Source organism: Sinomicrobium halophytocola (genome assembly GCF_052983395.1).
The window spans coordinates 105,415-121,168 of the sequence record NZ_JBRKIT010000048.1; the positions used below are offsets into that span (position 1 = coordinate 105,415).

Sequence of the window (15,754 nt, forward strand, 5' to 3'; positions counted from 1 at the left end):
TATTTTTTCTTTAAATAATGATTTACCCGGATATTAATGAAGTATTCCCTCGATAATAGCACAGAATTAATAAACGCTCTTCAATCGGGAAACAATGACGCCTTTAAGTTTATTTTTGAAGTGCTGTACGACGACCTGGTACGTTATATCTTCAGCTTGTGCAACGACAGGGACAAAGCTGAAGATATTGTTCAGGGTACTTTTGTGAAAATATGGGAACAACGCCAATCACTTACCATAAATTCGTCCGTGAAAAGCTATCTCTTTCGCTCTTGCCATAATAAGTTTATCAATAGCCTTCGGGAACATAGGAACACTGTTTCTCTTTCAGACAACATGTATCTCGAAAATTTTCTGGAAGATGAAACCGGTAAAAAAGAGGCTCACAGGAACTATGAAATACTTCAAAAGGCCATCGACGACCTGCCTCCGAAATGTAAGGAGGTTTTTACACTACACAAATTCAACGGGTTAAAGTATAGGGAAATCGCGGAAAAATTGAACATCTCCATTAAAACTGTAGAAAACCAGGTATCAAAGGCATATCAAAAGTTAAGGGAAGCGTTTACTGACGATAAAATCTAGGGGTTCTTATTACAGGTCTCATTATTGGGTTTAAAACCCTGCCTGCTCAAGAACCACGGAGAGGACTCGCGCGGCAGCGGAGGGTTTTTAAGACCAGAGTTTATGCCATATTTCTATGGTTTTACCCACCCACTCGGCGAAGCAGTTTCTATGGAGATTATGGTGTTTATACAACGCCTTTATAGTAATTCAATACCGTCTTCCTTAATTATAATTTGTTTGTCTTTGTAAAGGGTACCTATCGCCTTTTTAAAACTCTTCTTGCTCATCCCCAAAAGGTTTTTAATTGAGTCCGGATCCGATTTGTCGTGAAGCGGCAAAAACCCGCCAACGGCTTCCAGTTCTTCACGAATAAAGTTTGCGTTCGGCTCTATACTTTTATAGCCCGGCGTTTGCAACACAAGGTCAATTTTATTGTCGGGACGTATTTTCTTTATGAAAGCTTTCCTTAGGTCCCCTGTATGTATGTCTTCAAAAATATCCTCAGTATAGATAAGCCCTTTGTGAATGCCGTTTATAATTGCGCTTGCACCTTTCTCGGTGATATGCGTCACCAAAATATCAACTTCCTGAAAAGGTTCAACCGTCAGGTTTTCATTTTGAAGGAAATGGTTTGTTTTGCTGGAACCTACCAAACGGTCGGTTTTTTCATCAATGTATAAATAAACAATATACCAGTTTCCCTTTTTCATTGGGCGCGCCTGCTCCTTAAAGGGAACGAACAACTGTTTTTCCAACCCCCAATCGATAAAGGCTCCGTATTCCGTAATCGCGCTGCAGCGCAGATATCCAAAAGTGTTTAACTGAAGAAAGGGATCCAGGGTTGTGGCAATGGGGCGCTCTTCATTATCAAGGTAAATGAATACAGAAATTTCATCACCTATTTCATATTTCTCCGGCTTATATTTATGTGGCAGGAGCACCACGTTTTCCTCGCCATCGCCTAAATATAGCCCCGGATCAGTTTCCCGGAGGATTTCCAGCGTATTGTATTCGCCCAGTTTTATCATAGTTGCAAAGGTACTGCTTTATAGTGATAAAATAATGTGAAACACTTACATACAAGTGAACCTTAAAAAATACATTCACGGTAAAGCGGAACAGCGTTCATTATGAAAAGGGCTATAAGGTTTATAAAAGAATAGGATGCTATAAATCCAGACTTTTATAGAGGACTTTCTATATAGTCTGTAAAAGTTACAAAATACTAAAACATCGCCTGAGTTTATACCAAGCGATGCTTTCATAAAAAATTGCCGGAAAATCGTATTTTCGTAAATGAGATAAGATAGATTTCATTCAAAAATAATAAGAAGTCCCGGATCCGGATGAAAGTTCTGTCCTTTCCTGTAGACTTCTACATTCAAAGGGGGAAATTCGCCCGTCGATGAAAGCGAAGTAAAATTTAAAGACCAAACACTTTTTTAAATCCAAAAGGCAGAAAATATCCTGAGTTTTTTGGTTTAAAGAGCAGATCTTGTCTCTTGCCAACTTTGGTGCTTTAAAACAGCATTTAGCTTCTGAAGGAGCAAAAATCCCTACATTTAATAAGAAAATGAACATCAAGCTAAAGGTGAAACGTCCGTTTACTTATTTCGTTAATACAATATTAGCATAGGTTCAGCCGCCCGTATTCAGTGTCATAAAATGTTCTTGTATCGCGGTGTTGTTAACCTTGACCTGCTGAGCACTGAGCGCATAACCAAGTTCAGTATCGCCATTTTTTAATTGCGTGAATATCGATTCGAGAAATTCCCTTACCGGCGGGGCATCATCATGCAGGCCTTTTCCACCGAGGTCGGTATTCAGTTTAGGCGGAATGACCTCGATAACTTCTATTCCGGCATCCTGTAACTGATGCCGCAACGAAAGCGTAAACGAGCGGAAAAACGCCTTGGTTGCACTGTATACCGGTACGCGGGTGAGCGGCACAAATGCCAGCCCCGATGTGATGTTGATGATGGTTGTCAGTGACGGAAGTCCCAGGAAAAGCCCGGTCAGGTGAAGTGGTGCGAGAATATTGATACCCACTTCCTGTTTGGCCTTTTCGAAGAAGTCTTCTCCGATAACTTTCATCCAGTTTTGGATACCCGCATTATGGATCAGGACATTGAGATCAGGGTGTTTTTCGGATACCCATTCAAACAGGGCGGTTCTTTCTTTTTCGATCTCGAGGTCGCATTGACGCGTGATCACGCCGGGAAACCGGCTGGCCGCCTTATCGAGTGCCTCCTGTCGCCTGCCACAAATAATCACGGTATTGTTTTCCTTGATAAATAGTTCTGTAAACCCCAGGCCAATGCCACTCGCACCACCGGTAATTAAAATCTTGTTATTTGATATTTGCATAGCTATCCATGATTAATAATCGGTTGATCTTGTCAATGTTTCCCATTGCTTGTAACTCATTTCCAACAGCTCCAGTTTACCCAACGCACGTGCATAGGCATCACTGCCTAAAAGGAGGTACACCGGCGGCTCGGGCATTCCGGTAATTCCGATCATGACCGCTGCGGCCTTTTCAGGATCGCCGGCCTGGCTGCCGCTCATTCCCGCAAATCGTTTTAATGATGCATGAATTTCAGCATAGGCATCGATTTTCTTTCCGGCCAAAACCAGAGCATCCGGATTATTAAAGTTAGTGCGGAAACTACCCGGGGCTATAAGGGTTACTTTAATCCCAAAAGCTTTGACGTCATCAGCTAAAACTTCAGTCAGGCCTATTACGGCGTGTTTAGTTGCACCATATACCGACCAACCTGTACTTGGTGTTATACCGGCAATAGAAGAAATATTGATGATATGACCGTCGCCCTGTCCGCGCATAATAGGTAAAACATGGCGAACGACATTGACGGTGCCGAATACATTGACGTCAAAACTGTCACGTACCTCCCTGTCCGTCAGTTCTTCCATAGTACCGCCGATACCATACCCCGCATTATTGACTGCCACGTCAATCTTGCCAAACCTTTGATGGGCCTCATGAATAGCCGCGGCTACACTTTCATCGCTGCCCAAAGCTACCTCTAGCGGCAGAAACGCATCGCTGTTGAAGTTCACGGCCTCGGTCAGACTTTTGGTGTTTCGGGAAGTTGCCGCCACTTGGTGACCGGCTTGTAATAATTGTTTAACTAAAGCTAGTCCCAGGCCTTTTGATGCACCTGTGATAAACCATACTTTTTTATTATCCATAACGATTATTTTTATATGGCAAAGGTATAGCAGGTAAAGGCCCGGCTGTTTACCCGGATCAAACGGATACTATCGAAATTCAAACAAGTCGGATGGAAGTAGGTGTGACCTTGGTATGCTTCTTAAAAAAGTAAGTGAAATGTGATGGCTGTGCAAAGCCCAGACTATAACTGATCTCGGAAATATTCCAATTCGTATGTTTTAATAATGCCGTCGCCTCGGCTACCATTCGCTCGGTAATATGTTTGGTGGTTGTTTTTCCGGTGGTCAGCCGGACAGCGCGGTTGAGATGGTTCACATGAAGTCCGAGCTTCCCGGCAAAATCTCTTGCTGAACGCATCTTAAGATACTGTTCCGGTGATTCGATCGGGAACTGGCGTTCCAGTAAACCGGTAAAGACGGAAGTTATTCTGGCATTGGTATCCGGGTGATGATACAGCTGCTCACTCGGCTCGATCTTCATGGCAAAATGAATGAGTTCGGAGACATAATTGCGCAACAGGTCGTATTTAAAACGATAATCAGAACCGGCTTCGCTTAACATTTTCTCAAACAGGTCGGCGACCTCTTTTTCCTGCCTTTGGTTTAAGTCATATACAGGTTTCCTGCCCGGGGCAAACATGGGCAGGTCGTGGATTCCGTTCCTGAGTTTTTCTGTGAAAAACGACTCCTTAAAAACACAGAAAAATCCGGTAGACTGTTCTTCCAGTCGCTCAAACTGATAAGGAACGGTCGGGTTGAAAAAAATGAGTGTGTTACCGCCCAGGGCGATGCTCTTATCCGCATAATGACAGCGATGCGCCCCGCGGATCAGCATGATCTTAAAAAAATCGTAGCGTGCGTATGGTGCCGGTGGTCTGCCACCGTTGAGGTCTGCCAGGCGGAAAACATTGAAATCTCCTGCTCCGGTGGGTGGCAACGGTGGCGTGTTATGAAATTTATGTGCGTAAAACGCTTCAAGATTTTTGGTAGCCGGCATAATACAAATTTAGTGAATTCCGTAAATCTTTACCAAAAACCGGTGTTTATCCATGACATGATACTTTTTTGATGCAGGCATGCTCATGGATATTGGCCGTTCGTCCGGAGATATAGAAAGGCACGAAGTCAACGGGTTATTCAGGCTACACGCAATAACTCGGTAACTCCGGGCCCGGGAACGACCTTGTTACCCCCGCTTATATAGCACTATAGAAGTTGTTAATTACAAGATAAAAAACAGGAGTAATGAAATTCCGTCCGGCCCCGGGCATTTACTTTTTTGAAGTTATACCGACCTGTAAATTTTCTTTTGCTTCCTGAATTGATAGACAGAACCTGCAATAAACAGCACTAAAAGCGCAAGAAGTGTTTTACCGATTAACGGGTCTGTGGGGCCTTTAGCTAAAGGATGTCCGATCGGAACCCGTGTAAAAGTTTCATTAACGGTAGGAACCAATGATAAGAAAAAACTAAACGACAGGCAGAAGTTCTCAAAAAAGCGGGCCCTGTTATTTCCTTGTTTTTTAGCATACAAAAAGTAAGCTGTCACGACCAGAAGCACAATGAATATGGCAAAAACATGTCCCGGATTAAATCCGCCATGCCTGGATAATCCCAAAGCTGTTAGTGAAGCGACAAGTGTGCAGTAAAAATATATCCTGCCGGTAAGCCGGCTTAAGTCTATTTTACCGCCTTTTAAAAACCCTATAACAGCCGCTGCAATGGCCACAACACCTATAACGGTGTGAAAAATCCCTAAATTTGATAATCCCATGATCTTGATTTTAAATTTGAATGTCTTTAATTGATAAGGCAAAATTGCAATACAAAAAACAGAATGGTTTTATGGATCAGGTCAATTATTTGGCAATATGGTTCAAAGACAATGCTCTAAAACGTTTAGCTCCCGAAAGTGTATTCTAGAAAGATAAAAGTGATAAACTAAGGTTCACATAAGGAACACTTTTGTTCGTACTTTTTATAGAAGCGCTACTGTAGTCTTCTCCGTCTTTAAAAAGCCTGGAAGATAAAAAGCTGTTAAAACCACCACCTAGACTCAGCATAATATTTTTCGCAAACAGGTATTCAAATGCCGCCCCGCTTTTCAGTTCTATGGTATTGTAACTTACCTTGCCATCGAGAAACGCATTATGGCGATCGTAAAAAGTAGTATACGAATGCTGGTCAGAACCGATTATCACCCAGGCATTCCCGGCTATTTGTTTTTTCAGGTTAATCCCCCTGGGAAGGTCTACGATTAATTCAATTCCGGATGAAGCGAATTTATGATAATAGTTCACAATGGGTTCGACGGGGATGGGCGAAGAAGGGTCGATCAATACCAATAGACCAACAGAGAATGTGGTATTTTCCGTTCTTTTCAGGGGTAAACTGAAACTCCCGTTAAAATTAAAACGACGAATACTGTTCAGGCCATCGGTTATACCTCTTGCTACTAATGAATAAATAATCGGGTGATTGAATATACTGTCTGACCTGGAATAATTCAAAGCCACGTCAATCGTGCTTTTATCAGCGGTTAAAGGCATTAACTGCACTTCCGGAAGTTCATTGGTAATGTCTTTCAGTTCCGTTGATGTATGGGTATAACCGACCGTGGCCGATAAGGAATTACCTTTCCATTTAACAGCCGGTGTATTGAAAAAAGAGCTTATGCGTTCGGTTTTTATTCTTCCTCCGGCAAAACGGTTATCATCCGATTTTGCATCAAAATCACTATAATCGAAACTACTTACCGCAACGTTGAATTGCCTTAAATCCGGATAACGAATGGCGAGTTCCTTCTTATTGACACTGATGGTGTCAGTTTCAGGGTGTAAAGAAGCCATACTTACCATGTTCTGTGCCCGTATACTACACGACCACAGTACTATAAAAAACAAAAGAACTTGTAACTTCATGTTTATTACTTATGAATGAAATGCTTGATAATTTTAAATTTCCGCATGTTTAACCGGAATTTTTATTTGAAGAAAACTACGGATGCGCTTTAAAGGTTACCTGCCGGAAGGCGTTTTGTCCGGTTCAAAGTCAAGACTGACGGAATTCATACAAAACCTTTTGTAAGTTGGTGGCGGACCATCATTAAATATATGGCCGAGATGGGCATCACAGCGGCCACAAAGCACCTCCGTACGGGTCATTCCGTGTGAATGATCTTCCTGATACCGTACACTGTTTTTTCTCTGCGGCTCATAGAAGCTGGGCCAACCGCAACTGCTGGCAAACTTGGCATCCGATTTAAAAAGCACATTGCCACAGGCTGCACAGTAATAAACTCCCTTGGTCTCGCTTTTCCAGTATTTTCCCGTAAATGCTTTCTCCGTGTTCTTTTTCCTGGCCACCAGATAGAGATCCCCGGGGAGTATTCTTTTCCATTCGGCATCGGACACGTTCAGTTTTGCAGTGTCCGTTGTTGAATAATATGGGTTGTTTTCATGTCCGTTATCCGACTTCAGGTTCTGGGCATAACCGCTGAAGGCTATTATAATGAACCATACGCAATTCAATTTTTTTAATTTTGTCATATTTGAATTTTCAAAATCTTATGCCACTATTGACGTGGTAAAGTTGCAATACAAGGACGAAAAGGATTTTGAGGATCGGCTCACTTATTTGGCAATTCGGTTCAAAACGTGTTGAATCAAAATTTATATTTACGCACCGGGTGAGACATACATGTGCCGTGCCGTTCCGATAACAACCGGGATGCGGCAAAATGCGTTGTCGGGCCGGGTCAAAGTATTTTTTAGTGTTCTCCTGTATGTCTCGTGTGCTTACTCCGGGGTTGCCGAATTAAAATTCTCAATACCGTTTTGTAAAAATGCCGTATACTTTACGGCGTTGGGTTCGTACGCCACAGGTTTGGTCAGCATTGTACCACTGGTATCGATCGCCACATAGTAAGGTTGTGAGTTGGTTCGGAACTTAGTCGTTTGTAAATCACTCCATTTATTACCCACCGTCCTTATTTTTTTGCCGGTTGTGGTAGAAATTACCTGCTCGTCCCGGGGCAAAGGGCTGGTATCATCCACATACAGTGAAATCAACACATAGTTCTCATTCAATTTTTTCCAGACCGCCTCATCACTCCACACATTATCCTCCATCTTACGACAATTGACACAGCTCCAGCCTGTAAAATCAAGCAAGACGGGCTTCTTCACTTTTTTGGCATACGCCAGACCCTCTTCGTAATCGTGAAAGCAATTGAGATTTTGCGGACAAGTCCGGGCGTGTTTTTCTATCGCGGTATTATTGATATTCGAGTCGGCTGTTGGTGTATTCTTACGCCATTCCTTATAAAATGAAGGAGGTAAAAATCCACTGACTAATTTTACGGGAGCTCCCCATAGTCCCGGGACCAGGTACACCACAAAACTGAATATCAAAACAGCTGATATCAACCCGCTTATCGATGTTTTTGATTTGCGTTCATCATCGTCAAATTTTAGTTTGCCCAACATATAAAACCCAAACAAGGAAAAGATAACGATCCAAACCCCTATAAAAAGCTCTCGTTTTAAGATCCCCAGTTGGTATACCAGGTCAAAAGCGGACAAGAATTTCAGGGCCAGGGCCAATTCCAGAAATCCCAATATCACTTTTACTTTACCAAGCCAGCTCCCTGATCTTGGTAATTTTTTAAGCATCCCCGGGAAAGCGGCAAAGAGCATAAACGGAATAGACAGCGCCAGCGCAAATCCAAACATTCCGACAGCAGGACCGGTAATATTCCCGTTAATTGCAGCTTCAACCAACAAGCTCCCGATAATTGGACCTGTACATGAAAACGATACCAGTGCCAAAGTAAAAGCCATAAAGAATATTCCGATGAGTCCGCCTTTGTCAACCATTTTGTCTGATTTATTAAGCCAGCTATTCGGCAGGGTTATTTCAAACGCTCCTAGAAATGAAATGGCAAATACAACGAATATCAAAAAGAAAATAAAGTTGACTATGCCGTTACTTGCCAGTGCATTAAGGGCATCGGGGCCTAATGTCAATGTAATCGTCAGCCCGAGGGTCACATATATAACGACAATAGATGCCGCATATATAACGGCTTTCCGGACACCTCCGTTTTTGGTAAAATAACTTACGGTAAGCGGTATCATTGAAAATACGCATGGTGTAAGCAATGCTAAAAATCCACCCAGTAATCCGCCTGAGAAAATCCACCACAAATTAGTTTCTTTTACAGGTAAGACGTATTGTTTGGTTGCAGACCGTCGATGCTCCGGTTGGTACGCGAATGTTATTTCTTCCGTTTCCGGTGGTAAACACATCGTACTGCTGCATGCCATATAGGTAATGGTTCCTTTAACGGTAATACTGTCATTTGTTACAGGTATTATTTTTTGCGTAAATGCGGCCTCATTCTCAAAGTAATACAGTGCCTGATCCCCGTAGGCTTTCTCTATACGGCTCAATGGTTTGGGCTCATCCACGTGGTCTGCCATGATGTACCGGTCCGATTTTTCAAAGTCGAAAATCGTGGGCAAAGGCCCGTCTTGTATACCGTTGAATTGGCTGTTGATATGCCAGCCTTCCTGTATAGTTGCTTTTAGACGGACTACTAACGTATCGCCCTTTCCTTTTTCAATTGATGTTTTCCATTGTACGGGATTCTCTTGTATTTGACCTAAGCATGGAAATACCGAAAAACATACAAGAAATATTGAAAAAAGAACTGTTCTTTTCTCTATAGACATATGTTAATTGTTTTTATTGCGGAAAAAGGCAGTCCGGCCAGAGGCAGGACTGCCATATAATAGTACTGGCAGGCAGTATTACCTGCCCTTTTTAAACATTTCCATGGCCCTGCCAATATCCTCACTGGAAAGTGCTATGAGTAATTGGTTGATGGGCTTTTTGGTTTTTGCGTCAAACAAACATACCATACCCGTTGCCTTGTATGGTTCCATGGCTTTTGTCAGTCCTAGTTTTTCAATTTCCGCGGCCGATTTCTTTGCAGTTTCGGCATTGGAAATGTCGTTAATTACAAATTGATAGGCGCCATCTTTGTTGTTTTCCATTAAAGCTGCCGTAGCTCTTTCCCCATGAGCTTTGCAGACACTGCACCAGTTGGCTTGATTGACTACCCCGATAATTTTTGGAGAACTTTGTGCAAAAGCGCCTACTGAAAGTACCATGGTAAATAAGGTTGTTACCAAAACTAATTTTAAATTTTTCATTGTCTATTAAATTTTGTTATGCCATTATTGACTATGCAAAGTTGCGGCACAAAAGGGCAAAGGGTTTTGTGAATCGGCCCAATTATCTGGCAATTTGGTTCAAAAAAAAGCATCCTTAAAACGGGATTTTAAGGATGCTTTTTGCCGGGCTTTAAGGGGCGACATCAGAAATACACAAAAACGCTAAGTTCCCGTATTCGCTATTGTCTATTCTTATTATTCGGCTTTAAACGGTAATTCGTAGGCGTAGTATCGTATTTATCGTGAAAACTTTTCGTAAAATTGGCCAGGTCATTAAACCCGCAGTCAAAGGCTATGTCCGTAATACGTTCAGCAGAAACTAAAAGCAGTTCAGCGGCTCTTTCCAGCCTTTTGGTTTTGATATAGCTGGCCGGAGAATCATTGTACAATTTTTTAAATTCCCTTTTAAAGGAAGAAACACTTAAATTCGTTTTTTGTGCCAGCTCTTCGACACTGGCCCGGGAAAACAGGTTTGCCTCTATAATTTGTTTGAACGTATAGGTTGTCGGCGAAAAAAGCTGGGATATGATGACCTGTATGGTTTCGGCATCTTGTGTTTGCGATAGCAAAAGGATGATCTCCTTTAATTTCAGGATCAAAATCTCATCATTTACCAAAGATGGATTTTCAAAATAAAAGAGGAGGCCTTCAATATACTTTTGGATCAAAAAGTCGTTATTTATTTTTCCGCTTGATTGATTGGTTATTTTGTTACTGGGCTGAAGCAGCAAAGGAAGCTCTCTTTCGTAAATTTTCTTTAAGATATCCGGATGGAAAGTAACAATTACAATCTCACCATTGCCGCCGGCATTCGAATCGTGTATCTGTTTCCCGGAGTTTATGCAGTTGAGCAATAGTGAATAATTGGTGGGAATAGTGATATGATCATCATCAAACCGATATTGCATCTCCCCTTTTAACATATATAAAAAACAAGCTTGTTCCGAAACGGGGAAAGCAAATTCAAAAGGAGGTTCTAAGACCACCTTCTGGATGAATTGTTTTCCAAACAAATCAATTTTCTTATAGTCGATAACCATTTATCTGAAATGTTTTAATTGTAGCCCGGGACCAGGTATCCGCCCGTTATTTTGATTCCTTTCTATTGATAACAAACTGGTTATACCTCCGGATATGAAATAAACAGCGCTCATTCGGCATTCAATCAAATTTAACCAAAAAAACCGAATGAGGCACTGTTAACACACTATTGTAAAACCTATTTATCCGACTCCGTTATAACAACACAAGACGGGCATCCGAACTCACAGGTATCTTCAATACTTTAGAAATTAAACAATCCTGTTCTGCCGCTTTCGTGATGGCTTCGAATTCTTCCGCGCTAATGCCCGGTACATTTCCGGTAACGGACAGGTGCACAGCTGTGATATTAAAGTCTTCCATAGATACCGTAGCTTTCGTGTTCAATGATTCTGCCACCAGTCCCTTTTCTGTCAAGGCAAGACTAACGGCCATAGTAAAGCATCCCGCATGTGCCGCCGCTAATAACTCTTCCGGATTTGTCCCCTTTTCTTCCCCTGCAAAACGGGTTTTAAAACTGTAATTGGTTTTATTTAAAACTTCGCTTTGCGTCGTTAATTCGCCTTTGCCTTCTTTTATACTACCTGTCCAAAGTGCTTTCGCTGTTCGCTTCATTTTTTTATTATTAAAAGTTTGATCGTCGATATTGACCATGCAAAATTGCAATACAACAACCGGAAAGGTTTTGTGAATCGGGTCAATTATTAGGGAATTTGGCTCAGCCGATCGTAAGCCGGCGTAGAAGTCAACGACCTCGGGGCATCCCGATACCGGGGACGGAGCATTTAAATCTCACTTAGTACGTAAAACAAAACAGTCACCCGTAAACCAATCGTTGATTCGGGTATGCAAATCCGGGTTTCAGCTACGTATACAGCATGTTCCCGAAATACTTTTGTCATGTAATCCTAAAAATTAAAGAAATGGACACTAAAAAAGTATGGTTTGTAACCGGAGCATCAAAAGGAATGGGACTAACATTGGTAAAGGAATTATTGGCTCAAAATTATGCCGTAGCCGCCACTTCCAGGACACTTCAATCCGTAAAAGAGCAAATTGGAGATGCTGCTGATTTTCTTCCGTTGGAAGTCAACCCGGCAGATGAGACGAGCGTTAAAAATGCCGTAAGTAAAGCGATCGGTTATTTTGGTAAAATTGATGTGGTAATCAACAATGCCGGATATGGCCAATTGGGAACTATTGAAGAATTGACCGATGAAGAAGGACGTCGCAATTTTGATGTGAATGTCTTTGGGCTGCTCCATGTAATGCGCCAGGCGACCCCACATTTTCGAGAGAGAAGAACAGGGCACTTCATCAACATATCGTCCATTGCAGGATTTTCGGGCACTTTCCCCGGGTGGGGAATTTACAATGCGACTAAATTTGCGGTAGCCGGATTGACAGAAGCATTTTCGGCAGAAACACAAGCATTCGGCATCAAATCGACCATTGTTTATCCCGGGTATTTCAATACGAATTTTCTTTTGCAAGGCTCTTTATATTTGGCAGAAAATCCGATCGAAGCGTATACCGTAGCAAGAGAATCGGAAAAAGTACACAAGACACAAATTATCGGCAATCAACCCGGAGACCCGGATAAGGCCGCCCGGGCTTTTATCTCTCTTGCAAAAATGGAAAATCCTCCGTTGCATTTCTTTATGGGAAGTGATTCCTTCGAAATGGCCAACAACAAAATTGCGGTATTGCAAGAACAATTAAAAGCTAATGAACAATTGAGCAAATCAACTGATTATTAAAACCCTGCAATAATAAAAGAGATGAAAAACAATTGCGGTTTTTCATCTCTTTTATTTACTTAAATTTGATAACTAATGAAACAAAAGAACGTACATACTTTAAGAACACTCAACGATTTCCACAGGATCAGCGGATTGCCAAAACCTGAACATCCGTTAATCAGTTTGGTCGATTACGGTTTGGTAGACTATCAAACAGACGAAAAAGAAATCAGCTGGGTACAGCATTTTTATACCATTGGGCTGAAGAAAAACATTCAGGGGAAATTCAGGTATGGGCAGCAGCAATACGATTTTGACGAAGGCGTAATCGCCTGCGTTTCTCCCGGTCAATTGGTACACCTGTCCACCGAAAAACCCATAGTGCGTCCAAACGGTTTTTTATTATGCATACACCCGGATTTTATTTGGAATACGGCATTGGCAAAGACCATCAAAAAATATGAATTCTTTGGTTATCATGTTAATGAAGCCCTGTTTTTATCCGAAAAGGAGGAAGCCATTATCGTTGATATCCTGCGGAATATCCAGCGTGAATACCACAGTAATATTGACAAGTTCAGCCAAAATATCATCATTGCACAAATTGAATTATTGCTCAGTTATTTCGAACGTTTTTACCAAAGACAATTCATTACCCGTAAAAAAAGCAGTCATCAAATTCTGGAAAAACTGGAAGTCATTATGGATGAGTATTTTTCTGAAACTTTGGTGAATAAAGGATTGCCTACCGCTCAATATCTGGCAGAACAACTGAATGTTTCTCCCAATTACCTGGGAAGCCTGCTCAAATCCTTAACCGGAATGACTACGCAGCAACACATCCACGAAAAGTTAATTGCACAGGCTAAAGAAAGCCTTTCCACCTCTACCCTTTCCATTAGCGAGATTGCCTATGAATTGGGCTTTGAACAACCACAATCTTTCAGTCGGTTATTCAAATCAAAAACAAATCAGACACCATTGGAGTTTAGAACTTCGTTTTATTGAGGTAACGAGGAACAGATAAAGTCTTTAAATCCTATCTTCTGTTTTTCTTTTTGGACTTCTTTCTCACTCTTTTAGCCAAATTCTGTTCCTCGTAATCTTCACCCCGGGATTCGGGAAGCAAACCACCCAACGTTTCGATCAAACCGTCTTCCTGCTTTTCAGAAATATTCAGGAAGTCGAATAAGTGGTGTGGTTCTTTAATCTCTGGTTTGATGTTGTTGTAAACAGCTTGATGCCCATAATTAATAAACGGGAAAGGTTCAACTTCATCATTTCGAATTCAAATGTGCCTCTCTGATCGTTTTTTTCATACTGTGCTAAACAGTCATAATAAACTCTTTGAGAATAGCAATAAAAAGAATTACACATATTATAATATAACCGGAGCTTTCATTCCGCTGATTACCATTTTAATGTAGAGTTGTAATCTTGAGGAAATTTGTTCCGCTTCAATAAAGTTCACTGTCCGTACCAAACAGAGTGGCTACTACTGTTTGGCGTACTTATTTGATTTTTGTCCATTCAAATTGCCCGTTTTGATTAACCATGATCTTCGTAACAATATCGTTATCACTAATAAATTCACCGGTCATGCCCTTTAGATGTTTTAGTTGAAATTTTGTCGCAGTTTGAAACAGTATTTCAAAAGTACTTTGTCCAGAAATTTCTGCATGTAGTTTGTCATTATCTTCAAAAACTGTAATAGTCCGTTCAGGATTTGTTGTAAGTGAGTAAGTGCCTACATAGGAGTTTAAAATATTTTGATCCAATTGGGTTTCCGTTTGTAATTGTTGCCCCAAAACGATTTCCGAAATCACATTGGATATTCGGTCCCTTGGTGCATCCTCACTATTGAACAGGGCTGCAATGAAAATATCCTGTTCGGGATAATAGATTTGGTTACTTACAAACCCATTCAATTTGCCACCGTGCTCAATGGATTTGATGCCGCCCAAGTTTTCTACATACCATCCATAACCATAACTAATTACAGAGCCGTCTTTAAGTTTAAACGGTGTAAAAGCCTTTTCCAACGACTTCTTTTTTAAAATTCCATAGCTTAAAAGTCCGTTAAACCATTTGAACAAATCTTCAGTATTGGAAAGTAAGCCGCCTGCCGCATACGTTATTGTCGGGCTCCAGTAATCCGCATTTTTAAAAACGGCACCTTCTTTCCGATAACCATTAACCCTACCAGGTATAATGATGTCCCCGATCTCAAAATATGTATGGTCCAATCCTAATGGTTTGAGAATATTGTCCTGCACATAGCTTTGATAACTTTTTCCGGAAACTTTTTGGATGATATAACCCAGTAAATAATAACCCGAATTGCTATATGAATATTTAGTGCCTGGTTTGAACTGTAAAGGGTAATTCCGAAAACTATCAATTAATTGTTTAGGGGTAAAGTCCCACCGTTCCATATATGGATCCGGATAATCAATTTGCATGTAATCTTTGATGCCGGATGTATGTGTCAATAAATTCTCTATAGTTATCGTATGATCTTTTGAAGGAAAATCTGGAATGAATTTTTGTAAACTATCCTGTAAAGAAATTTTACCCTGTTCTGCCAGTTGAAGAATGGCGACAGCCGTAAATTGTTTGGTAATGGAGGCGAGTTTGAAAACCATATCAGGGCGGATAGGAACATTTAATTCAAGGTCAGCGCTGCCGAAAGCTTTTCTATAAACTGTTTGTCCTCCCTTTGTCACTAGTACTGCACAGCCGGGTTCTGTTGATTTAAATTCTCTGGCAAAAAGCTCATCAAGTTGCTTTTCAATATCCGGATTTTGGCCGTAAGAGATTGTTACGGTCAGTAACGAAATTAAAAAAGAAAGGAACAGTTTATACATTTCTTCAGTTGTTAGAGACTGTTAAATGGCATGATACACGATACTCAAATTTACATAATAAAAAGAAATATACATGTTTTCGTCCAGGAAGAAATTTCCTGTA

At 41.1% G+C, this 15,754-nt stretch carries 15 protein-coding genes; 3 read left to right on the forward strand and 12 right to left on the reverse strand.

Annotated elements, in window-relative coordinates; all coding sequences use genetic code 11:
• Positions 1-36 precede the first annotated feature (36 nt).
• Positions 37-585: an RNA polymerase sigma factor gene (locus ACVBDY_RS21430; protein WP_447177520.1), complete on the forward strand. Its 549-nt coding sequence runs from the start codon at positions 37-39 to the stop codon at positions 583-585.
• A 179-nt stretch (positions 586-764) separates the two neighbouring features.
• On the opposite strand, the gene ACVBDY_RS21435 is transcribed toward ACVBDY_RS21430, so the two are convergent.
• From ACVBDY_RS21435 to ACVBDY_RS21485, 11 genes are all read right to left on the reverse strand, one after another.
• Positions 765-1,595, reverse strand: a complete 831-nt coding sequence (locus tag ACVBDY_RS21435) for a CvfB family protein (RefSeq protein WP_447177521.1) — start codon at positions 1,593-1,595, stop codon at positions 765-767.
• A gap of 610 nt (positions 1,596-2,205) precedes the next feature.
• Complete coding sequence (locus ACVBDY_RS21440; protein ID WP_447177522.1) at positions 2,206-2,934, reverse strand: SDR family oxidoreductase; 729 nt, start codon at positions 2,932-2,934, stop codon at positions 2,206-2,208.
• Positions 2,935-2,946: 12 nt separating this feature from the next.
• Entirely contained in the window at positions 2,947-3,780 is an 834-nt protein-coding gene (locus ACVBDY_RS21445) for an SDR family NAD(P)-dependent oxidoreductase (protein ID WP_447177523.1), read from the reverse strand.
• Between the two features lie 79 nt (positions 3,781-3,859).
• Positions 3,860-4,759 (reverse strand): helix-turn-helix domain-containing protein, encoded by a 900-nt coding sequence (locus tag ACVBDY_RS21450; protein WP_447177524.1) that lies wholly within the window; start codon positions 4,757-4,759, stop codon positions 3,860-3,862.
• Between the two features lie 288 nt (positions 4,760-5,047).
• On the reverse strand, positions 5,048-5,536 hold the full coding sequence (locus tag ACVBDY_RS21455) for a hypothetical protein (protein ID WP_447177525.1): 489 nt from the start codon (positions 5,534-5,536) through the stop codon (positions 5,048-5,050).
• A 145-nt stretch (positions 5,537-5,681) separates the two neighbouring features.
• Positions 5,682-6,683: a hypothetical protein gene (locus tag ACVBDY_RS21460; RefSeq protein WP_447177526.1), complete on the reverse strand. Its 1,002-nt coding sequence runs from the start codon at positions 6,681-6,683 to the stop codon at positions 5,682-5,684.
• A gap of 96 nt (positions 6,684-6,779) precedes the next feature.
• Complete coding sequence (gene msrB / locus ACVBDY_RS21465) at positions 6,780-7,310, reverse strand: peptide-methionine (R)-S-oxide reductase MsrB (RefSeq protein WP_447177527.1); 531 nt, start codon at positions 7,308-7,310, stop codon at positions 6,780-6,782.
• Between the two features lie 249 nt (positions 7,311-7,559).
• Positions 7,560-9,497: a protein-disulfide reductase DsbD family protein gene (locus ACVBDY_RS21470; protein WP_447177528.1), complete on the reverse strand. Its 1,938-nt coding sequence runs from the start codon at positions 9,495-9,497 to the stop codon at positions 7,560-7,562.
• Between the two features lie 78 nt (positions 9,498-9,575).
• Positions 9,576-9,980: a hypothetical protein gene (locus tag ACVBDY_RS21475; RefSeq protein WP_447177529.1), complete on the reverse strand. Its 405-nt coding sequence runs from the start codon at positions 9,978-9,980 to the stop codon at positions 9,576-9,578.
• Between the two features lie 200 nt (positions 9,981-10,180).
• On the reverse strand, positions 10,181-11,041 hold the full coding sequence (locus ACVBDY_RS21480) for a helix-turn-helix domain-containing protein (RefSeq protein WP_447177530.1): 861 nt from the start codon (positions 11,039-11,041) through the stop codon (positions 10,181-10,183).
• Positions 11,042-11,237: 196 nt separating this feature from the next.
• A complete protein-coding gene (locus ACVBDY_RS21485) occupies positions 11,238-11,657 on the reverse strand; it encodes an OsmC family peroxiredoxin (RefSeq protein ID WP_447177531.1) in 420 nt (139 codons plus the stop codon).
• Between the two features lie 308 nt (positions 11,658-11,965).
• On the opposite strand from ACVBDY_RS21485, the gene ACVBDY_RS21490 reads away from it, so the two are divergent.
• The gene (locus ACVBDY_RS21490) at positions 11,966-12,802 is read left to right on the forward strand and encodes an SDR family NAD(P)-dependent oxidoreductase (RefSeq protein WP_447177532.1); all 837 of its coding nucleotides are present in this window, start codon (positions 11,966-11,968) and stop codon (positions 12,800-12,802) included.
• A gap of 75 nt (positions 12,803-12,877) precedes the next feature.
• A complete protein-coding gene (locus tag ACVBDY_RS21495) occupies positions 12,878-13,792 on the forward strand; it encodes a helix-turn-helix domain-containing protein (protein WP_447177533.1) in 915 nt (304 codons plus the stop codon).
• A 503-nt stretch (positions 13,793-14,295) separates the two neighbouring features.
• Here the strand turns inward: ACVBDY_RS21495 and ACVBDY_RS21500 are convergent.
• Positions 14,296-15,651: a serine hydrolase domain-containing protein gene (locus ACVBDY_RS21500; RefSeq protein ID WP_447177534.1), complete on the reverse strand. Its 1,356-nt coding sequence runs from the start codon at positions 15,649-15,651 to the stop codon at positions 14,296-14,298.
• Positions 15,652-15,754 lie beyond the last annotated feature (103 nt).